Raw genomic sequence first — 13,099 nt, 5'->3', positions numbered from 1 at the left:
GCGGACGACACCTGGTCGGCGTACCGGCTTGTGAAGTCCGGCATAGGGTCGGGGATATGGACTTTTCCCTGTGGCCCAGTGCGACCAGGAGCTGGCAAGAGGTTCTCGACGGCGCGGAGTACGCCGAGCGGACCGGCTGGCACGGCGTCTGGATGGCCGACCATTTCATGCAGAACGGCGACGACCTGTCCGTCCCGATGAACGAGTGCTTCGCCCTGCTGGCGGGCCTCGCGGTACGGACCGAACGGGTACGGCTCGGATCGATGGTGCTCGGTAACACCTACCGGCATCCGGCGGTGGTGGCGAACCAGGCGGCCACGATCGACCAGATGAGCGGAGGCCGGTTCGTGCTCGGCATCGGCGCCGGCTGGCAGAAGAACGAGCACCACGCCTACGGCATCGAACTGCCGCCGGTGAAGCAGTTGCTGGCCCGCTTCGAGGAGGCCTGCCAGGTCTTCCAGGGCCTGCTCACCCAGGACCGGGCCACCTTCGACGGCGAGTACTACCAGTTGAACGACGCGCCACTGGAACCGAAGCCCGCCAAGCTCCCGATCCTGATCGGGGCCGCGGGGGAGAAGGTGGCGCTGCGGATCGTCGCGAAGTATGCCGACGAGTGGAACCACTGGGGCCTGCCTGAGGTCGCTCAACACAAGGGCGAGGTGTTCCGCGCGCACTGCGAGAAGATCGGCCGGGACCCGTCGACGGTCCGCCGGTCCACCCAGGCGATGATCGAGGTCCTCGTCCCGGGTGACACCGAGGCGGAGGAACGCCGCGACCGGCTCACCGCCGCCGGCCGGCCGGTGATCATGGGATCGGCCGACCAGGTCCTCGACGTCGTCGCGCGCTACCCCGAGGCCGGGATCGACGAGTTCCTGGTGCCGGACGGCTTCCTGGGCAGCGGTTCACGCCGCTTCGACGCGCTGGAACGCCTGCGCGAAGAGGTCTTCAACAAGATCTAGGCCAGCCGGAGCGTCGCTACTACCGGCCAGTGGTCGCTGGGCAGCCGTCCGTCCGGGCGGTAGTGGGAGACGGCTGCCTCCACCGGCTGCCAGGCATCGTTGACCAGGATGTGGTCGATCCGATCCCGGTCGGTGGCTCCGGTGAACGAGTGCTCGGAGCCACCTTCCGAGGCCGGTACGACGTCGCGCAGGCCGGCCTCGGTCAGGGTCTTCAGCGGCGGCGAGCCCGGCGTCGCGTTCAGGTCGCCCATCACGATCCAGGGCAGCTCCGTCGCGGTCCATGCGGCGAGCAGCCGGGACGACTCCACCCGCGCCTTCTCACCGGCGTGGTCGTAGTGCGTGTTCGCCACCCCGATCCCGGTGCCGTCGGCGTGCCGCAGCCTCACCAGGGTCGCGATCCGGGTGAGGTGCGCGTCCCAGCCCACCGATCCCGGTGTCGACGGCTCGGCCGACAACCAACGGGTTTCGTGCGACTCGACCCGCCAGTCGCCCGGCCGGACCATCACCACCGAGTGCTCACCCTCGTGGACGCCGTCATCCCTGCCTTCGCCGACGATCTCCCAGTCCGGGAACCGCTGCTGGAGGTACTCGAGCTGGTCGGGCAGCACCTCCTGGAGGCCGACCACCTCGGCGTCGAGCGCCTCGATCGCGGCCGAGGTCGCCTCCCGCCGTACCGGCCAGGAGTCGTCGCCGTCGGGCGCCGAGGAGTTCCGGATGTTGAAGGTCGTCACGCGCAGTTGGAGAGTCACCCGGTCGATCCTGCCAAACCCATCGCGCGCACCGCCGCCTGGAGTCGCGGCCGGCTCGCCTCGCTCGCCCGGTCGCGCCCGCAGGCGAGCATCTCGTCGACGGTGCCGGGGTCGGACGCGAGGCGCGCGTACTCCTTCTGCAGCGGCTCGATCACGCCGAGCACCGCGTCCGCGACATCCGCCTTCAACTGCCCGTACGTCGAGTAGCCGCTCGCCAGCTCGACCGGATCCCCGTCGGTGCAGGCCGCCAGGATCTCCAGCAGGTTGGTGACTCCGGGCTTGGCCTCCTCGTCGTGGCGGACCTCCCCGTCGGAGTCGGTGACCGCCCGCATGACCTGCCGGCGGATCACGTCCGGCGGGTCCAGCAGCCGGATCGTGCCGACCGCGTCGTCCAGGTCGGACTTGCTCATCTTGGCCGTCGGCGTCTGCAGGTCCTTGATCCGCATCGCCAGCGCCGCCTTCTGGAGCTGCGGGACGACGAAGGTCTCGCCGTACTCCCGGTTGAAGCGGATCGCGATGTCCCGGGCGAGCTCGACGTGCTGGTCCTGGTCGCCGCCCACCGGGACCCGGTCCGTGCCGTAGAGCAGGATGTCCGCCGCCATCAGGCAGGGATAGGTGAACAGGGAGGCCCGGGTCATCGGTTTACCCCGGCCCTTCTCCTTGTACTGGATCATCCGGGACAGCTCGCCGACGTACGAGGTGCACTCGAGCAGGTACGCGAGCTGGGCGTGCGCGGGGACGTCCGACTGGATGAACACCGTGCCCGGGGGGAGTCCCGCGGCGAGCATCAGCGTCGCCATCTCGCGGGTCAGCACCCCGAGGCGGCGCGGATCGTGCTTGGTGGTCATGGCGTGCAGGTTCGCCACGAAGTAGAACCCATCCACGTCGGTGAACCGGCGCAGGGCACCGAGGTGGTTGCCGAGCGTGAGCCGACCGGACGGGGTGATGCCGGAGAGCGAGGTCATGGTTCCTTCTTTCGAACGGGCCTCGCTGAAGGGCATACAAAAAGGCCGCCTCGGCGAGGCGGCCTTTGGATGCGTGTGAACGCCGGGGGTCCGCCCTAGGCGGCCCACCACTGCAGCAGACGCGTTGTGTTCACGGAAGCAGAATAGCTCACGCGAGGTTCCCGGCGGCAGCACATTTCGGTCAGCGGGTTTGTGGGCGGGGTGGGGTGGTCTTGGCTGCTGCCAGGGCGTCGACGATGAGTCTGTTCCGGGCGATCTGACCTTGCGGTACCGAGGTGTGCACGCCGTCGCGGAGGTTGCGGACGCGGGCCGGATCCGCTGCCAGGTACTCCGCCCAGTGCACGACGCGCAGATTCGGGAATCTCCGGGCGCGGGCCTCCAACTGCTGGTTGACCCACGCGGTGTTGCGTCGATCGGCCTCGCGGACCGTCGGCGACAGCTTGACCCGGTCCACGTGGACGTTCACCCAGATCACCGTGCGGGTCCAGCCGACGATGCGCATCGCGCGGTCGACCTGCCGCCCGAACACGGGCGGCGCGAAGATGTCGTTCGACCCGGTCGCCATCAGGATCCGCCGGGGGAGCCCGAACTCCCGGGACCACCGCCCCAGCGCGTCGACTACCGCCGACGACGGCTGCCCCGACCAGTTGTGCATGGCCAGCGCGTCCCCGGTCCGCATCGCCAGCGTCCAGGCGAGCGGGTCGCCATCCTGGACGGCGATGCTGTCGCCGAACATCACCACACCGTCGCTCTCCACCACCCGGCGGACTTGCTCGTCCGGCGAGATCGACCGGTCCAGGTCGCGCCACGGACCCAGACCCCCCGATCCGTAGCCGTCCCCTGTCGCGGTCTGCGTCGCGGTGATCGCCGAAGCCGCCATCACGGCGCCCGTCAGCAACACCTGCCGGCGGCTGGGCAACGCCGGCCTGAGTTCTCCCCTCACGAAAGGAAGGGTGCTTGTCAATCGCGCGGAACACAAGCCGATCCGCGAGTGGTCCCGCCTGCGAGCGGGGGCGCGTACGGCGGGTGCGGGCTAAGGTCGGGGGCATGAGTGGTGAGGCGATGCTGGTCTTCGACGAGGGTCTGACGGCGTACGACTTCGGCCACGGCCACCCGATGAGTCCGATCCGGGTGGATCTGACGGTCCGACTGGCCCGTGCCCTCGGCGTACTGGATCTGCTGAAGGTGGTGCCGGCGCCGGTCGCCGACGACGCACTGCTGCGCACCGTGCACACAGCGGAGTACATCGAGGCCGTGAAGCATGCGGGCGCGGATCCCGACAGGCCCGATCTGGAGCACGGCCTCGGCACCGACGACACCTACTGCTTCCCGCAGATGCATGAGGCCTCCGCCCACGTGGTCGGCGCCTCCGTCGAGGCGGCCCGGGCCGTCTGGCAGGGCGACGTGCTGCATGCCGCCAACATCGCGGGCGGGCTGCACCACGCGATGCCCTCGCTGGCCAGCGGATTCTGCGTCTACAACGACCCCGCGATCGCGATCCAGTGGCTGCTCGACCATGGTGCCGAGCGCGTCGCGTATGTCGACGTGGACGTGCACCACGGCGACGGCGTACAGGCTGTCTTCTACAACGATCCGCGGGTGCTCACGGTGAGCCTGCACGAGTCGCCGACCACGTTGTTCCCGGGCACGGGGGCCGCGAGTGAGACCGGCGGACCTGACGCTGAAGGGACGTCGGTGAACATCCCGCTGCCGCCTGGTACCGGGGATGCCGGCTGGTTGCGCGCGTTCCACGCGATCGTGCCGGACGTGGTGAAGGCGTTCCGGCCGTCGGTGCTGGTGACGCAGCACGGGTGCGACTCCCACGTCGAGGACCCGTTGGCGCACCTGACGAAATCCGTCGACGGTCAGCGAGCGGCGTATCTGGCGCTGCACGACCTGGCCCACGAGGTCTGCGGAGGTAAGTGGGTCGCCACCGGAGGCGGCGGCTACGCGATCATCGACGTGGTACCGCGCGCCTGGACGCACCTGCTGGCGATCGTCGCGGGCCAGCCGATCGACCCGTCCACGCCGGTCCCGGAGTCGTGGCGCGAGGACGTGCGGATCCGGTACGCCCGGGTCGCGCCCTCGCGTATGACGGACGGCCGCGACGCGTCGTACGCCGACTGGTCGACCGGGTACAACCCCGACACCTGGCTGGACCGCTCGATCAAGGCGACCCGGGACGCCAGTTTCCCGCTGCTCGGACTCGATCCGTCGTACTAGCCATCCAGTCACACCAGACACCCCCTTTCCCATTCGCACCAACAGCCACTACGCTCGGTTCATGCACGGGCGGAGGTGCCGGAGGGGAAGCCGGCGCACGACCCGTGCTGGAAGTGCGGTGCGCAATGGCATCAAAGAAGTCCGGTGGTGAGTCGCCGCTCGCCGAGGTGAAGTTCCTGACCGTGGCTGAAGTCGCCACGGCCATGCGCGTGTCCAAGATGACGGTGTACCGCTTGGTGCACTCCGGAGAGCTGCCCGCGGTGCGGGTGGGTCGGTCGTTCCGGGTGTCCGAGGACGCCGTGCACGACTACCTCAAGGGCGCGTTCTTCCAGGCCGGATAACCACGAGAAGCGATGGCGGTCGGCTCCCTGCGGGGACCGGCCGCCTCGCCCTGCTCTTTTGCCACCTCCTGAGCCCGAGCGTTCGCAGTACCGGCGGGCTAGCCTGCCCATAGGTGGGGTGAGGTCGAAGGGGGAACGGTCATGACCGGTACTGCGGCGCGGTATCTCTACCTCGCACGGCATGGGGAGGCGTCACCTGATCAGAGCGAACTCTCCGCCGCCGGCCTTCGCCAGGCCGCTCTGCTCGGTGAGCGGCTTCGGTCGGCACCTCTGACAGCGATTCACCACAGTCCGCTCGCGCGGGCGGCGCAGACGGCCCGGCTGGTTCGCGGCCAGCTCGATGGCGTTCCGCTGGAGGAGTCCGAGCTGGTCGGCGACTACATCCCGTACGTGCCGGACAGAGACGAACTCCCGCCGGAACTGGCCGGCAGCACGCTGGATTTCCTGGCGCTGTTCTCACCGGAAGAGCTCGAGTCCGGTCCGCCGCTGGCCCAGCGAGCCCTTGCGGAGTTCACCGGACCGGTCGACGGAGACGAACCGCGGCATGAGCTCGTCGTGACTCACAACTTCGTCGTTGCCTGGTTGATCCGCGACGCTCTCGATGCCCCGAAGTGGCGGTGGATGGCGCTGAATCATGCGAACGCGGCGCTGACCGTCATCCGCTACGCGCCCGGCCGGGCCGCGAGCATGCTGGTCTACAACGACCTGGGGCATCTCCCTCCGGAGCTCCGCTGGACGGGGTTCCCGCCTGAGCTTCGGGTCTGAATCCTCTCGGTCCTTGGAGAGAGTGGTTGGTTCGCGGAAGCAGAGTGTCCGGGTTGGGTTCTACCGTGGCCGCATGACTGAGACTTTGCGGGAGATGCTGACCACGAAGGACATCGCCGGGGCGGAGCTTGCGGACTGGCGGAAGCTGGCGCAGGCGTTCCACGGGCGGTTCCTGACCGGTGATTTCGCGACCGGGGTGAAGTTCGTCGCGGCAATCGGTGCGCTCAGTGAGGAGCTGGGGCACCAGCCCGAAGTGAGGCTGACCGCTACGTGCGTCGACCTGAAGTTGATCAGTGACGACGCGGTCTACCAACCGGACGACGGGCCCGCGAAGCAGGTGTCGTGGGTGACTCAGAAGGACGTCGACGTGGCCCGGCGGATCAGCGAGATCGCCAAGGAGCAGGGGATCGCGGCGGACCCGCGAGCGGTGACCCAGATCGAGCTGGGGTTGGACACCGCCGATGTCGCAGCGCTCGGGCCGTTCTGGGCCGCGGTGCTCACGGGCAGCACCGATTCACGGCAGGGTGACGACGTTCGCGATCCGAGCGGGCAGGTGCCGATCATCTGGTTCCAGGGCACCGATGCGCACGAGACTCCGCGGCAGCGCTTCCACATCGACCTCTGGGTGCCGCCCGAGGTCGCCGAGGAGCGCATCGCCGCTGGGGTGGCGGCCGGCGGCGAGGTGGTCTACGACGAGGAAGCGCCGTCCTTCACCGTGCTCGCCGACCCCGAGGGCAACAAGGTCTGCGTCTGCACCTCCCTCGAGCGCTGACCTCCCCGCGGTCAGACCGCCAGGCGCTTGTGGATTTCTTCCAGGTCGGTGGCGACGACAGCGCCCCGCTCGGCCTCCTTGGCCAGGTACCCCGTGAGCTCGTTCGCGGCCTCGGTGGACTTGTCGCGAAGGCGGCCAACTCGCGCAGCGGCGTCGGCCTGCTCGGATTTCTTGCGCTTGCTGGTGGTCCAGTAGCGGTAGGCGCCGATGGCGATCAGGCCGAGCCCGGCCACGATCCACAACGGGTGGACCAGCCCGAGTCCGACGGCCACCACCAGCCCGGCGACCCCGAACGTCACCGGCCCGGCCAGGTCCCGGGACGACAGCGGAGCAACCGTCGCGGTGATCGCGGATTCGGCCGCGGCCAGCGACTGGCGTTCCGGGCCGTCGGGGAGCAAGGTGACCTGGCGCCACTCGATCTCGGTGGTGATCAGCCGGGGGCTGGGCACGCTCGCAGTACGGGCGAGTTCCTCGGCGCCGGCCACTACTCCGGCTGCGACGACTCGGAGCGCGGCCGCGGCGAGGTGTGGCTCCTCCGCGCGGCCGAGGTCGGCCTTCAGCAGCTCCTCGACGGAACCGGCCTGGTCGTCGAAGGATCCGCCGCCGCTGTCGATGCCGTCCGTGATGCGGGTTCGCAGTTCGGCGACTCGTGCCAGGGGGTCCCGCTCGGGTTCGCTGCCTTCGGAGACGAGCAACCGCAATAGGGCGGAAGTGCTGTCCGGGTCCGGGTGATCGCCGGCGCCGTACGCCAGGTCGCGGTCCGGCTCCAGCACCGCGGTGTCGCCGGTGATCGTCTCGACCGCCGACCGAAGCCGGCTGAGCCGCTCCCGGACCCTCGCCTGGGCGACGATCTCGGTGAAGTTCGGTGTGTACCCACGGGCTACGTCGCCCCGGGCCTCGACAGCCGCGAGCCACTGATCCGGGGATGCGGTGGCCGGCACCTGCAGCCGCGTCACGATCAGGGCCAACCCGTCGGACCCGAAGCCGCCGCGCGCGCCGGTCGTCCAGAGAGCACGCTGCACCCGGGTGACTGTCCCGTCGGCAGCCAAGGCGCCGAAGGCTGTGTTCAGCCAGTCAGTCCGGACGTGGTTTCGCCGGCCGAGTGCGGCAAGCGCCAGGCACAGGAAGATCGACGTACGGCGAGCGTCGCGTGCCATCGCCTCCGCCAGCGGCCCGCCCTCCGCCTCGTCGCCCGGCTGCTCGGTGGACAGGAGGCGCAGGGCATCAACGGCGGGCCCGAGCCAGTACTCCGGTACTTCGCGCGTCGCCGCGGGCGGGGTGTCGCCGGAGGCCAGAGCGGACAACACCTGCCCGGCGTGACGGCGTACCTCGGAGGCGTCGGCGAAGCCGATCAACTCATAGCGGATGTCGGACAGCTCGACGAAAGCGTCGAAGGCGGTGGTCAGCCGTTGCAGCCTGGATTCCATGCCGCCCTGGAGCTGGGACAACCGGGACCGGAGGCTCGAGGCGTCCGACAGCGCCCGGGACATCTCGCCCCGCAGTTCTTCCAGCTGCTGGTTCTGGCGGCGCTCGGTGTACCAGTCCGACGACATTGCGGCTCCCGTCCGTTCGGCAAATGCGCGCAACAGCATCCCGTGCGCCGGGGGTCAGACGCACGATCCTCACCGACGGCACCCACCGTTATCGTCGGGGGATGGTTGCTGAGCTTGTGGTGCCGACTGTGGAGTTACGGGAGTCGTGGCTGGACTCGCTGAAGGAGTGGGGTACTGCCCACCAGGACGGCGCGGGGCTGGGGGAGGGGGACGAGGTCGAGTCGCCCGAGGGTTTTGCGCGCTGGGTCGAGCGGTTGAGGCGGCAGGCGGTTCACTCGATTCCTGTCGATCCAGGACGGGTGCACGCCAGCTACTGGTGGATGGTCGAGGACGAGACGTACCTGGGTGCGATCTCGCTACGGCACGAGTTGAACGACTTCCTGCTCGATGCCGGCGGCCACATCGGGTACGGCGTACGGCCGTCTGCGCGTCGGCGTGGGCTGGCGACGTGGGCCTTGGGTGAGACGCTCGACAGAGCACGCGAGCTGGGGCTGACTCGCGTGCTCGTCACCTGTGACGACTCCAACGTCGCGTCCGCGCGCACGATCGAGGGCAACGGTGGGGTGCTCGAAGATGTGCGCACGACCACCCTGGGGTTGACCCGCCGCTACTGGATCGACTTGTGATCCAGCCGCGGGAAGAGCGGGGTCGCCGCCGGTAGGACGCCGTTGGAAGCGGTGCACTGCTCCTTGATGCGGGCTGAAGCCCCTGGCAGGAAGGGTTCCAGCTCGGCACCGATGGCCAGGCAGGATTCCAGGAGGGTCCAGAGCACCCCGTCCAGTTCCGGGGACCGGTCTCGCGCCAGTTCCCAAGGTCTGGTGGTCTCGATGCAGCGGTTGGCAGCCTCCACGATCGACCAGAGCGCGGCCGCGGCCCGGCGGAAGTCGAACTCCGCAAGGAACTCGGCGATCTCGCAGGGCTTGTCGTCGAAGACTCGCACCAGTTCCTCCGTCCCGGCTGCCACTCCGCCGATCGGCGTGGGGACGCGGCCGTCGCAGTACCGGTGGATCATCGAGACGACCCGGTTGACGAGGTTGCCCAAGCCGCCGGCGAGGTCCGTGTTGGCGCGGCTGATCAGGCGGTCCACGGTGAAGTCCGCGTCGCCGGTACGCGGGACCTCGCGGATCAGCCACCAGCGCACGGCATCCACCCCGAACTCGGCGGCCAGGGCGGCCGGGTCGATCGCCGTACCGCTCGATTTGCTGAGCTTGCGGCCGTCGACCGTGAGGTAGTCGTGAACGAAGATCGCCGTCGGCAGCGGCAGGCCCGCGGACAGCAGGATCGCCGGCCAGTAGACGGCGTGGAACCGGATGACTCCCTTGCCTGCAAGGTGAATCCGATGATTCGAACCAGTCCACCACTTGTCGAACGCGGTCTCGTCGGCACCGTAGCCGAGACTCGTCACGTAGTTGCCCAAGGCATCCCACCAGACATAGACGACCTGGTCGGGATCACCAGGAACCGGGATACCCCAGCCGCGAGCGCGCTGTTGCGACCGCGAGACGGAGAAGTCGTGCAACCCGCCCGCGATCAGGCTCAGTACTTCGTTGCGCCGGCTCGCCGGTACGACCCGTAGCCGGTTGCTGGAGATCAACTCCCGCAGGGTTTCGGCGTACCGGGACAGCCGGAAGAACCAGTTCTCCTCGGCCACGAGTTGCGGCTCGGTGCCATGCTCGGGGCATCGCCCGTCGGTGAGGTCGTCCACCGTGTAGAACTGTTCGCAGCCGACGCAGTACAGGCCCTCATAGTGCTTGCGGTAAAGGTCTCCCGCGGCGGCACACCGCTCCCACAACCGCTCGACTCCGACCTGGTGCCGCGGATCGCTGCTCGTGCGGATGAAGTCGTCGAACGACAACTCCAGCGGCCCACGCAGCCTTTCGAAGGCGGTTGCATTCCGATCGACCAACTCCTGTACTCCGATGCCCTCCGCCTCCGCGGCCAGCACGTTCTTCAGGGAGTTCTCGTCGGTCCCGGTGAGGAAACGGACCTCGTGTCCGGCCAGGCGGCGATGTCGTGCCAGCACGTCGGCCTGGACCAGTTCCAGGGCGAACCCCAGATGCGGCCGGGCATTGACGAACGGAATGGTCGTGGTGATGTAGGAACGCGTCATCGGTACCTCCTCATCAGCCGAGACGAGGCCCACAACGCGAAAGAGGCCCCGACTCGGGGCCTCGGAATCGTCAGATGTCCGTGTGTCAGCAGCCCCGCGCGCGGGGCATCATCGGCGACAACGGACGGATGCTCATACCAGCGAGGCTAACAGCCACCGCCGCTCAGTCCCAGCCATTAACGGGCGCTGTCACGGCCAGATCGACTGGGTGACCGCGAGACCGAGATAGGCCGAGCCAAGGGCGGCGAGAATGCTGGCCGCGACGTTCAGGGCAGCGGTGAATCGAGAACCTCGTTCGAACAGGCGCAGCGTCTCGTAGGAGAACGTCGAATAGGTGGTCAACGCACCGCAGAACCCTGTGCCCACGAGGAGCTGGACCCAGTGCGGCACGTCCGCGCCGCTCGTCGCGCCGGTGACGAAGCCGAGGATCGCCGACCCCACGACGTTCACGGTGAACGTGCCCCACGGGAAGTCGCTGTCGTGCCGTTTCTGGATGAAGCGGTCCGTCAGGTAGCGCAGTGGGGCGCCGACCAGCGCACCGGCGATCACCAGGAGCAGCTTCATCGCGACCTCCGGTGGACGAGCGCCCGGGTCGCCGTGGTGGTGACCCAGACCGCAGCCAGTGCGCCGATCACCGTGATCGCGAGGTAGAGCAACGCGGTGACGGGATGGCCGTCGTTGAGGAGTCCCTGGATGTCGACGGCGTAGGTGGAGAAGGTGGTGAAGCCGCCCAGGATTCCCGTTCCCAGGAAGGGCCGGAGCAGCCGGTGTCGCGTCCAGACCTCGGAGACGAGGACCATCAGGAGGCCGATCAACGCACAGCCCACGACGTTCATCAACAACGTGGCCCAGGGCAACGACCCGGACGGGGTCGGCCAGGCCAGACCGATCAGGTAGCGCGCCGAGGCGCCGATCGCACCGCCGACCGCGATCGCCGCGACGACCAGCGGTTCACTCGCCCGGACCTCGGCCGGAGCGGGGTGCCGCAGATCGACGTCGGGGTCGATCGGCTCCCGCGACGCCGGATCGAGGTGCCCGTGTGTCACTGGTGAGACCTTACGGCAGGCTCGGGATGCTGGTCTGGTGGTGGGGGAGACTGGCGGCCATGACGACGAGGTACGGCGGGCCAGGGGTGCGGCTGGCAGGAGACGGGCTGGTACTGCGGGAGTGGGAACGCGGCGACGTGGTCGCGATGGTGGAGTTGTTCGACAATCCCGAGGTCGCGTACTGGACGCCGCTCGTGACGCCGTTCGACCTGGCGGCGGCCGAGGCCTACGTCGACGCGGCGCACAGCGACAACGGGCGGATCCACCTCGCCATCACCACGGACGGCGGCGAGCCGATGGGCGAGGTGATGGTGAACGCGAAGGCCGCCGCCCTCGGGTACGCCGTGGGACCCGCCTTCCGCGGCCAGGGGTTGGCACACCGGTCGCTGATCCTGCTGACGGAGTACGCGCACGAGGTGCTCGGTCTCGACCGCCTGATCCTGGAGATCGAGCCGGCGAACGTCGCGAGCTCAGCCGTCGCCCGGCGGGCCGGCTACCACCTCACAGACCTCCCGCTCATCACCGTGACCGACAAGGGCCGCGAACTGACCCTCACCACCTGGGAACACCTCGCCTGAAGCCGGCTCAGAGGTCGAGGGACCAGTCGTTGCAGCGCGAGGAAGGCTGTCATCTCGGCAGTGTTGCACCGCTCCAGCAGCGAGAAGTCGTTCGCGGTCCACGGCCTCAGGGAGACCACGTCAGTTCCGCCGGGCCTTGAGGGCGAGGGCGTGGGGGACAGGCATGTCGCCGGGCTCCTCGATGTGTTCGACCGTGAGTTCGGGCTGGAGGAACGCGTTCAGCAACTCGGGCAGCGGGAGGTGGCGCATACCGACCTGCCGGCGGATCCCGTCGTCGCCCCACCACGGCTTCGGCTCGTGCCAGCCGGCCGTGCGGTACGTCGGGTGGACCAGGCGGCTGCCGTCCTCGTTCCACTCGACGTGTGGGCCGTTGAAGGACGGGTGGACTCCGTAGCAGACCAGCCGCCCGCCGGTTCGCAGTACGCGGACTGCTTCGCCGAGGGCTCCGGTGAAGTCGTCGAGATCGGTGGAGATCCACATCGCGATCACGGTGTCGAAGGATCCGTCGGCGAACGGCAGGACCGCGGCGTCCGCCTCGATCAGCGGGCCGTCGCTCCTGGTCCGGGCCAGCCGGAGCTGGTCCGCCGAGCGATCCACGCCGACGACGCTGCGCCCGCTGTCGCGAATGGTGTCGAAGTTCCGGCCGGTGCCGCAGCCGAGATCCAGGCAAGGGCCCGAACCGGGGCCGAGGAGCTCAGGGAGCGAGGGCAGATGACGTGGCGCGCCGACCACGAAACGGGCGTCGTACCAATCGGCCAAGCCGTTGTATCGAGCGGTCACACAGGCCTCCCAGTCGCCGGAAAACCACCCTATCCGGCCTCACTTAGGTCAGGAAGGTGACCAACAGGTAGGCTTTGCCGACGCTCTCTTTAAGTTTGGAAGGTCCACTGTGGGTTCCGTTATCAAGAAGCGCCGTAAGCGTATGGCGAAGAAGAAGCACCGCAAGCTGCTGAAGAAGACGCGGGTGCAGCGCCGCAAGCTCGGCAAGTAGCAAGTCCCGCCCGCCTGGCGACAGGCTGGCGTTGTGTGGAGTTGCTG

At 68.7% G+C, this 13,099-nt stretch carries 16 protein-coding genes; 8 read left to right on the top strand and 8 right to left on the bottom strand.

Going from position 1 to position 13,099, the window contains the following annotated elements:
* Positions 1-56 precede the first annotated feature (56 nt).
* The gene (locus ACFPJ1_RS03345) at positions 57-959 is read left to right on the top strand and encodes a TIGR03560 family F420-dependent LLM class oxidoreductase (protein ID WP_380101306.1); all 903 of its coding nucleotides are present in this window, start codon (positions 57-59) and stop codon (positions 957-959) included.
* Here ACFPJ1_RS03345 and ACFPJ1_RS03340 read toward each other — a convergent pair.
* The 3 genes from ACFPJ1_RS03340 to ACFPJ1_RS03330 all read right to left on the bottom strand — a co-directional run bounded on the left by ACFPJ1_RS03340 (position 956) and on the right by ACFPJ1_RS03330 (position 3,616).
* Complete coding sequence (locus ACFPJ1_RS03340; protein WP_380101304.1) at positions 956-1,708, bottom strand: endonuclease/exonuclease/phosphatase family protein; 753 nt, start codon at positions 1,706-1,708, stop codon at positions 956-958. The genes ACFPJ1_RS03345 and ACFPJ1_RS03340 overlap by 4 nt on opposite strands.
* A complete protein-coding gene (trpS, locus tag ACFPJ1_RS03335; protein ID WP_380101303.1) occupies positions 1,705-2,673 on the bottom strand; it encodes a tryptophan--tRNA ligase in 969 nt (322 codons plus the stop codon). Before trpS ends, ACFPJ1_RS03340 begins: the two co-directional genes overlap by 4 nt.
* Before the next feature lie 181 nt (positions 2,674-2,854).
* Complete coding sequence (locus tag ACFPJ1_RS03330) at positions 2,855-3,616, bottom strand: SGNH/GDSL hydrolase family protein (RefSeq protein ID WP_380101302.1); 762 nt, start codon at positions 3,614-3,616, stop codon at positions 2,855-2,857.
* Between the two features lie 104 nt (positions 3,617-3,720).
* On the opposite strand from ACFPJ1_RS03330, the gene ACFPJ1_RS03325 reads away from it, so the two are divergent.
* From ACFPJ1_RS03325 to ACFPJ1_RS03310, 4 genes are all read left to right on the top strand, one after another.
* The gene (locus tag ACFPJ1_RS03325) at positions 3,721-4,896 is read left to right on the top strand and encodes an acetoin utilization protein AcuC (protein WP_380101301.1); all 1,176 of its coding nucleotides are present in this window, start codon (positions 3,721-3,723) and stop codon (positions 4,894-4,896) included.
* Between the two features lie 125 nt (positions 4,897-5,021).
* The gene (locus ACFPJ1_RS03320) at positions 5,022-5,237 is read left to right on the top strand and encodes a helix-turn-helix domain-containing protein (protein WP_112248247.1); all 216 of its coding nucleotides are present in this window, start codon (positions 5,022-5,024) and stop codon (positions 5,235-5,237) included.
* Between the two features lie 141 nt (positions 5,238-5,378).
* Positions 5,379-6,002, top strand: coding sequence for a histidine phosphatase family protein (locus ACFPJ1_RS03315; protein ID WP_380101300.1), 624 nt, complete (start codon positions 5,379-5,381; stop codon positions 6,000-6,002).
* A 73-nt stretch (positions 6,003-6,075) separates the two neighbouring features.
* Positions 6,076-6,774: a VOC family protein gene (locus ACFPJ1_RS03310; RefSeq protein WP_380101299.1), complete on the top strand. Its 699-nt coding sequence runs from the start codon at positions 6,076-6,078 to the stop codon at positions 6,772-6,774.
* Positions 6,775-6,785: 11 nt separating this feature from the next.
* On the opposite strand, the gene ACFPJ1_RS03305 is transcribed toward ACFPJ1_RS03310, so the two are convergent.
* Complete coding sequence (locus ACFPJ1_RS03305; RefSeq protein WP_380101298.1) at positions 6,786-8,327, bottom strand: hypothetical protein; 1,542 nt, start codon at positions 8,325-8,327, stop codon at positions 6,786-6,788.
* Positions 8,328-8,428: 101 nt separating this feature from the next.
* Between ACFPJ1_RS03305 and ACFPJ1_RS03300 the strand changes: the two genes are divergently transcribed.
* Positions 8,429-8,953: a GNAT family N-acetyltransferase gene (locus ACFPJ1_RS03300; protein ID WP_380101297.1), complete on the top strand. Its 525-nt coding sequence runs from the start codon at positions 8,429-8,431 to the stop codon at positions 8,951-8,953.
* Here the strand turns inward: ACFPJ1_RS03300 and metG are convergent.
* From metG to crcB (ACFPJ1_RS03285), 3 genes are all read right to left on the bottom strand, one after another.
* Complete coding sequence (metG, locus tag ACFPJ1_RS03295) at positions 8,935-10,437, bottom strand: methionine--tRNA ligase (protein ID WP_380101296.1); 1,503 nt, start codon at positions 10,435-10,437, stop codon at positions 8,935-8,937. The genes ACFPJ1_RS03300 and metG overlap by 19 nt on opposite strands.
* Before the next feature lie 189 nt (positions 10,438-10,626).
* A complete protein-coding gene (gene crcB, locus ACFPJ1_RS03290; protein ID WP_380101295.1) occupies positions 10,627-11,001 on the bottom strand; it encodes a fluoride efflux transporter CrcB in 375 nt (124 codons plus the stop codon).
* Complete coding sequence (gene crcB / locus ACFPJ1_RS03285) at positions 10,998-11,483, bottom strand: fluoride efflux transporter CrcB (protein ID WP_380101294.1); 486 nt, start codon at positions 11,481-11,483, stop codon at positions 10,998-11,000. Before crcB (ACFPJ1_RS03285) ends, crcB (ACFPJ1_RS03290) begins: the two co-directional genes overlap by 4 nt.
* Before the next feature lie 59 nt (positions 11,484-11,542).
* Here crcB (ACFPJ1_RS03285) and ACFPJ1_RS03280 point away from each other — a divergent pair, with 59 nt between their 5' ends.
* The gene (locus tag ACFPJ1_RS03280; RefSeq protein ID WP_380101293.1) at positions 11,543-12,061 is read left to right on the top strand and encodes a GNAT family N-acetyltransferase; all 519 of its coding nucleotides are present in this window, start codon (positions 11,543-11,545) and stop codon (positions 12,059-12,061) included.
* Between the two features lie 120 nt (positions 12,062-12,181).
* Here ACFPJ1_RS03280 and ACFPJ1_RS03275 read toward each other — a convergent pair whose 3' ends face one another.
* A complete protein-coding gene (locus ACFPJ1_RS03275; RefSeq protein ID WP_380101292.1) occupies positions 12,182-12,841 on the bottom strand; it encodes a class I SAM-dependent methyltransferase in 660 nt (219 codons plus the stop codon).
* A 109-nt stretch (positions 12,842-12,950) separates the two neighbouring features.
* Here ACFPJ1_RS03275 and ACFPJ1_RS03270 point away from each other — a divergent pair, with 109 nt between their 5' ends.
* Positions 12,951-13,052 carry a 30S ribosomal protein bS22 gene (locus tag ACFPJ1_RS03270; protein WP_008356322.1) on the top strand — a complete coding sequence of 34 codons (102 nt, stop codon included), beginning with the start codon at positions 12,951-12,953 and terminating at the stop codon, positions 13,050-13,052.
* Positions 13,053-13,099: the final 47 nt, after the last annotated feature.

This window comes from Kribbella qitaiheensis (genome assembly GCF_042657745.1).
Classification (GTDB): Bacteria; Actinomycetota; Actinomycetes; order Propionibacteriales; family Kribbellaceae; genus Kribbella; species Kribbella qitaiheensis.
This window is presented reverse-complemented; position numbering and strand designations above follow the sequence as displayed.

Coding starts and splice junctions, on each gene's coding strand:
- ACFPJ1_RS03280 (WP_380101293.1), top strand. CDS start 11,543: ATGACGACGAGGTACGGCGGGCCAGGGGTGCGGCTGGCAGGAGACGGG.
- ACFPJ1_RS03305 (WP_380101298.1), bottom strand. CDS start 8,327: ATGTCGTCGGACTGGTACACCGAGCGCCGCCAGAACCAGCAGCTGGAA.
- ACFPJ1_RS03325 (WP_380101301.1), top strand. CDS start 3,721: ATGAGTGGTGAGGCGATGCTGGTCTTCGACGAGGGTCTGACGGCGTAC.
- ACFPJ1_RS03310 (WP_380101299.1), top strand. CDS start 6,076: ATGACTGAGACTTTGCGGGAGATGCTGACCACGAAGGACATCGCCGGG.
- ACFPJ1_RS03345 (WP_380101306.1), top strand. CDS start 57: ATGGACTTTTCCCTGTGGCCCAGTGCGACCAGGAGCTGGCAAGAGGTT.
- ACFPJ1_RS03315 (WP_380101300.1), top strand. CDS start 5,379: ATGACCGGTACTGCGGCGCGGTATCTCTACCTCGCACGGCATGGGGAG.
- ACFPJ1_RS03320 (WP_112248247.1), top strand. CDS start 5,022: ATGGCATCAAAGAAGTCCGGTGGTGAGTCGCCGCTCGCCGAGGTGAAG.
- crcB (WP_380101295.1), bottom strand. CDS start 11,001: ATGAAGCTGCTCCTGGTGATCGCCGGTGCGCTGGTCGGCGCCCCACTG.
- trpS (WP_380101303.1), bottom strand. CDS start 2,673: ATGACCTCGCTCTCCGGCATCACCCCGTCCGGTCGGCTCACGCTCGGC.
- metG (WP_380101296.1), bottom strand. CDS start 10,437: ATGACGCGTTCCTACATCACCACGACCATTCCGTTCGTCAATGCCCGG.
- ACFPJ1_RS03300 (WP_380101297.1), top strand. CDS start 8,429: ATGGTTGCTGAGCTTGTGGTGCCGACTGTGGAGTTACGGGAGTCGTGG.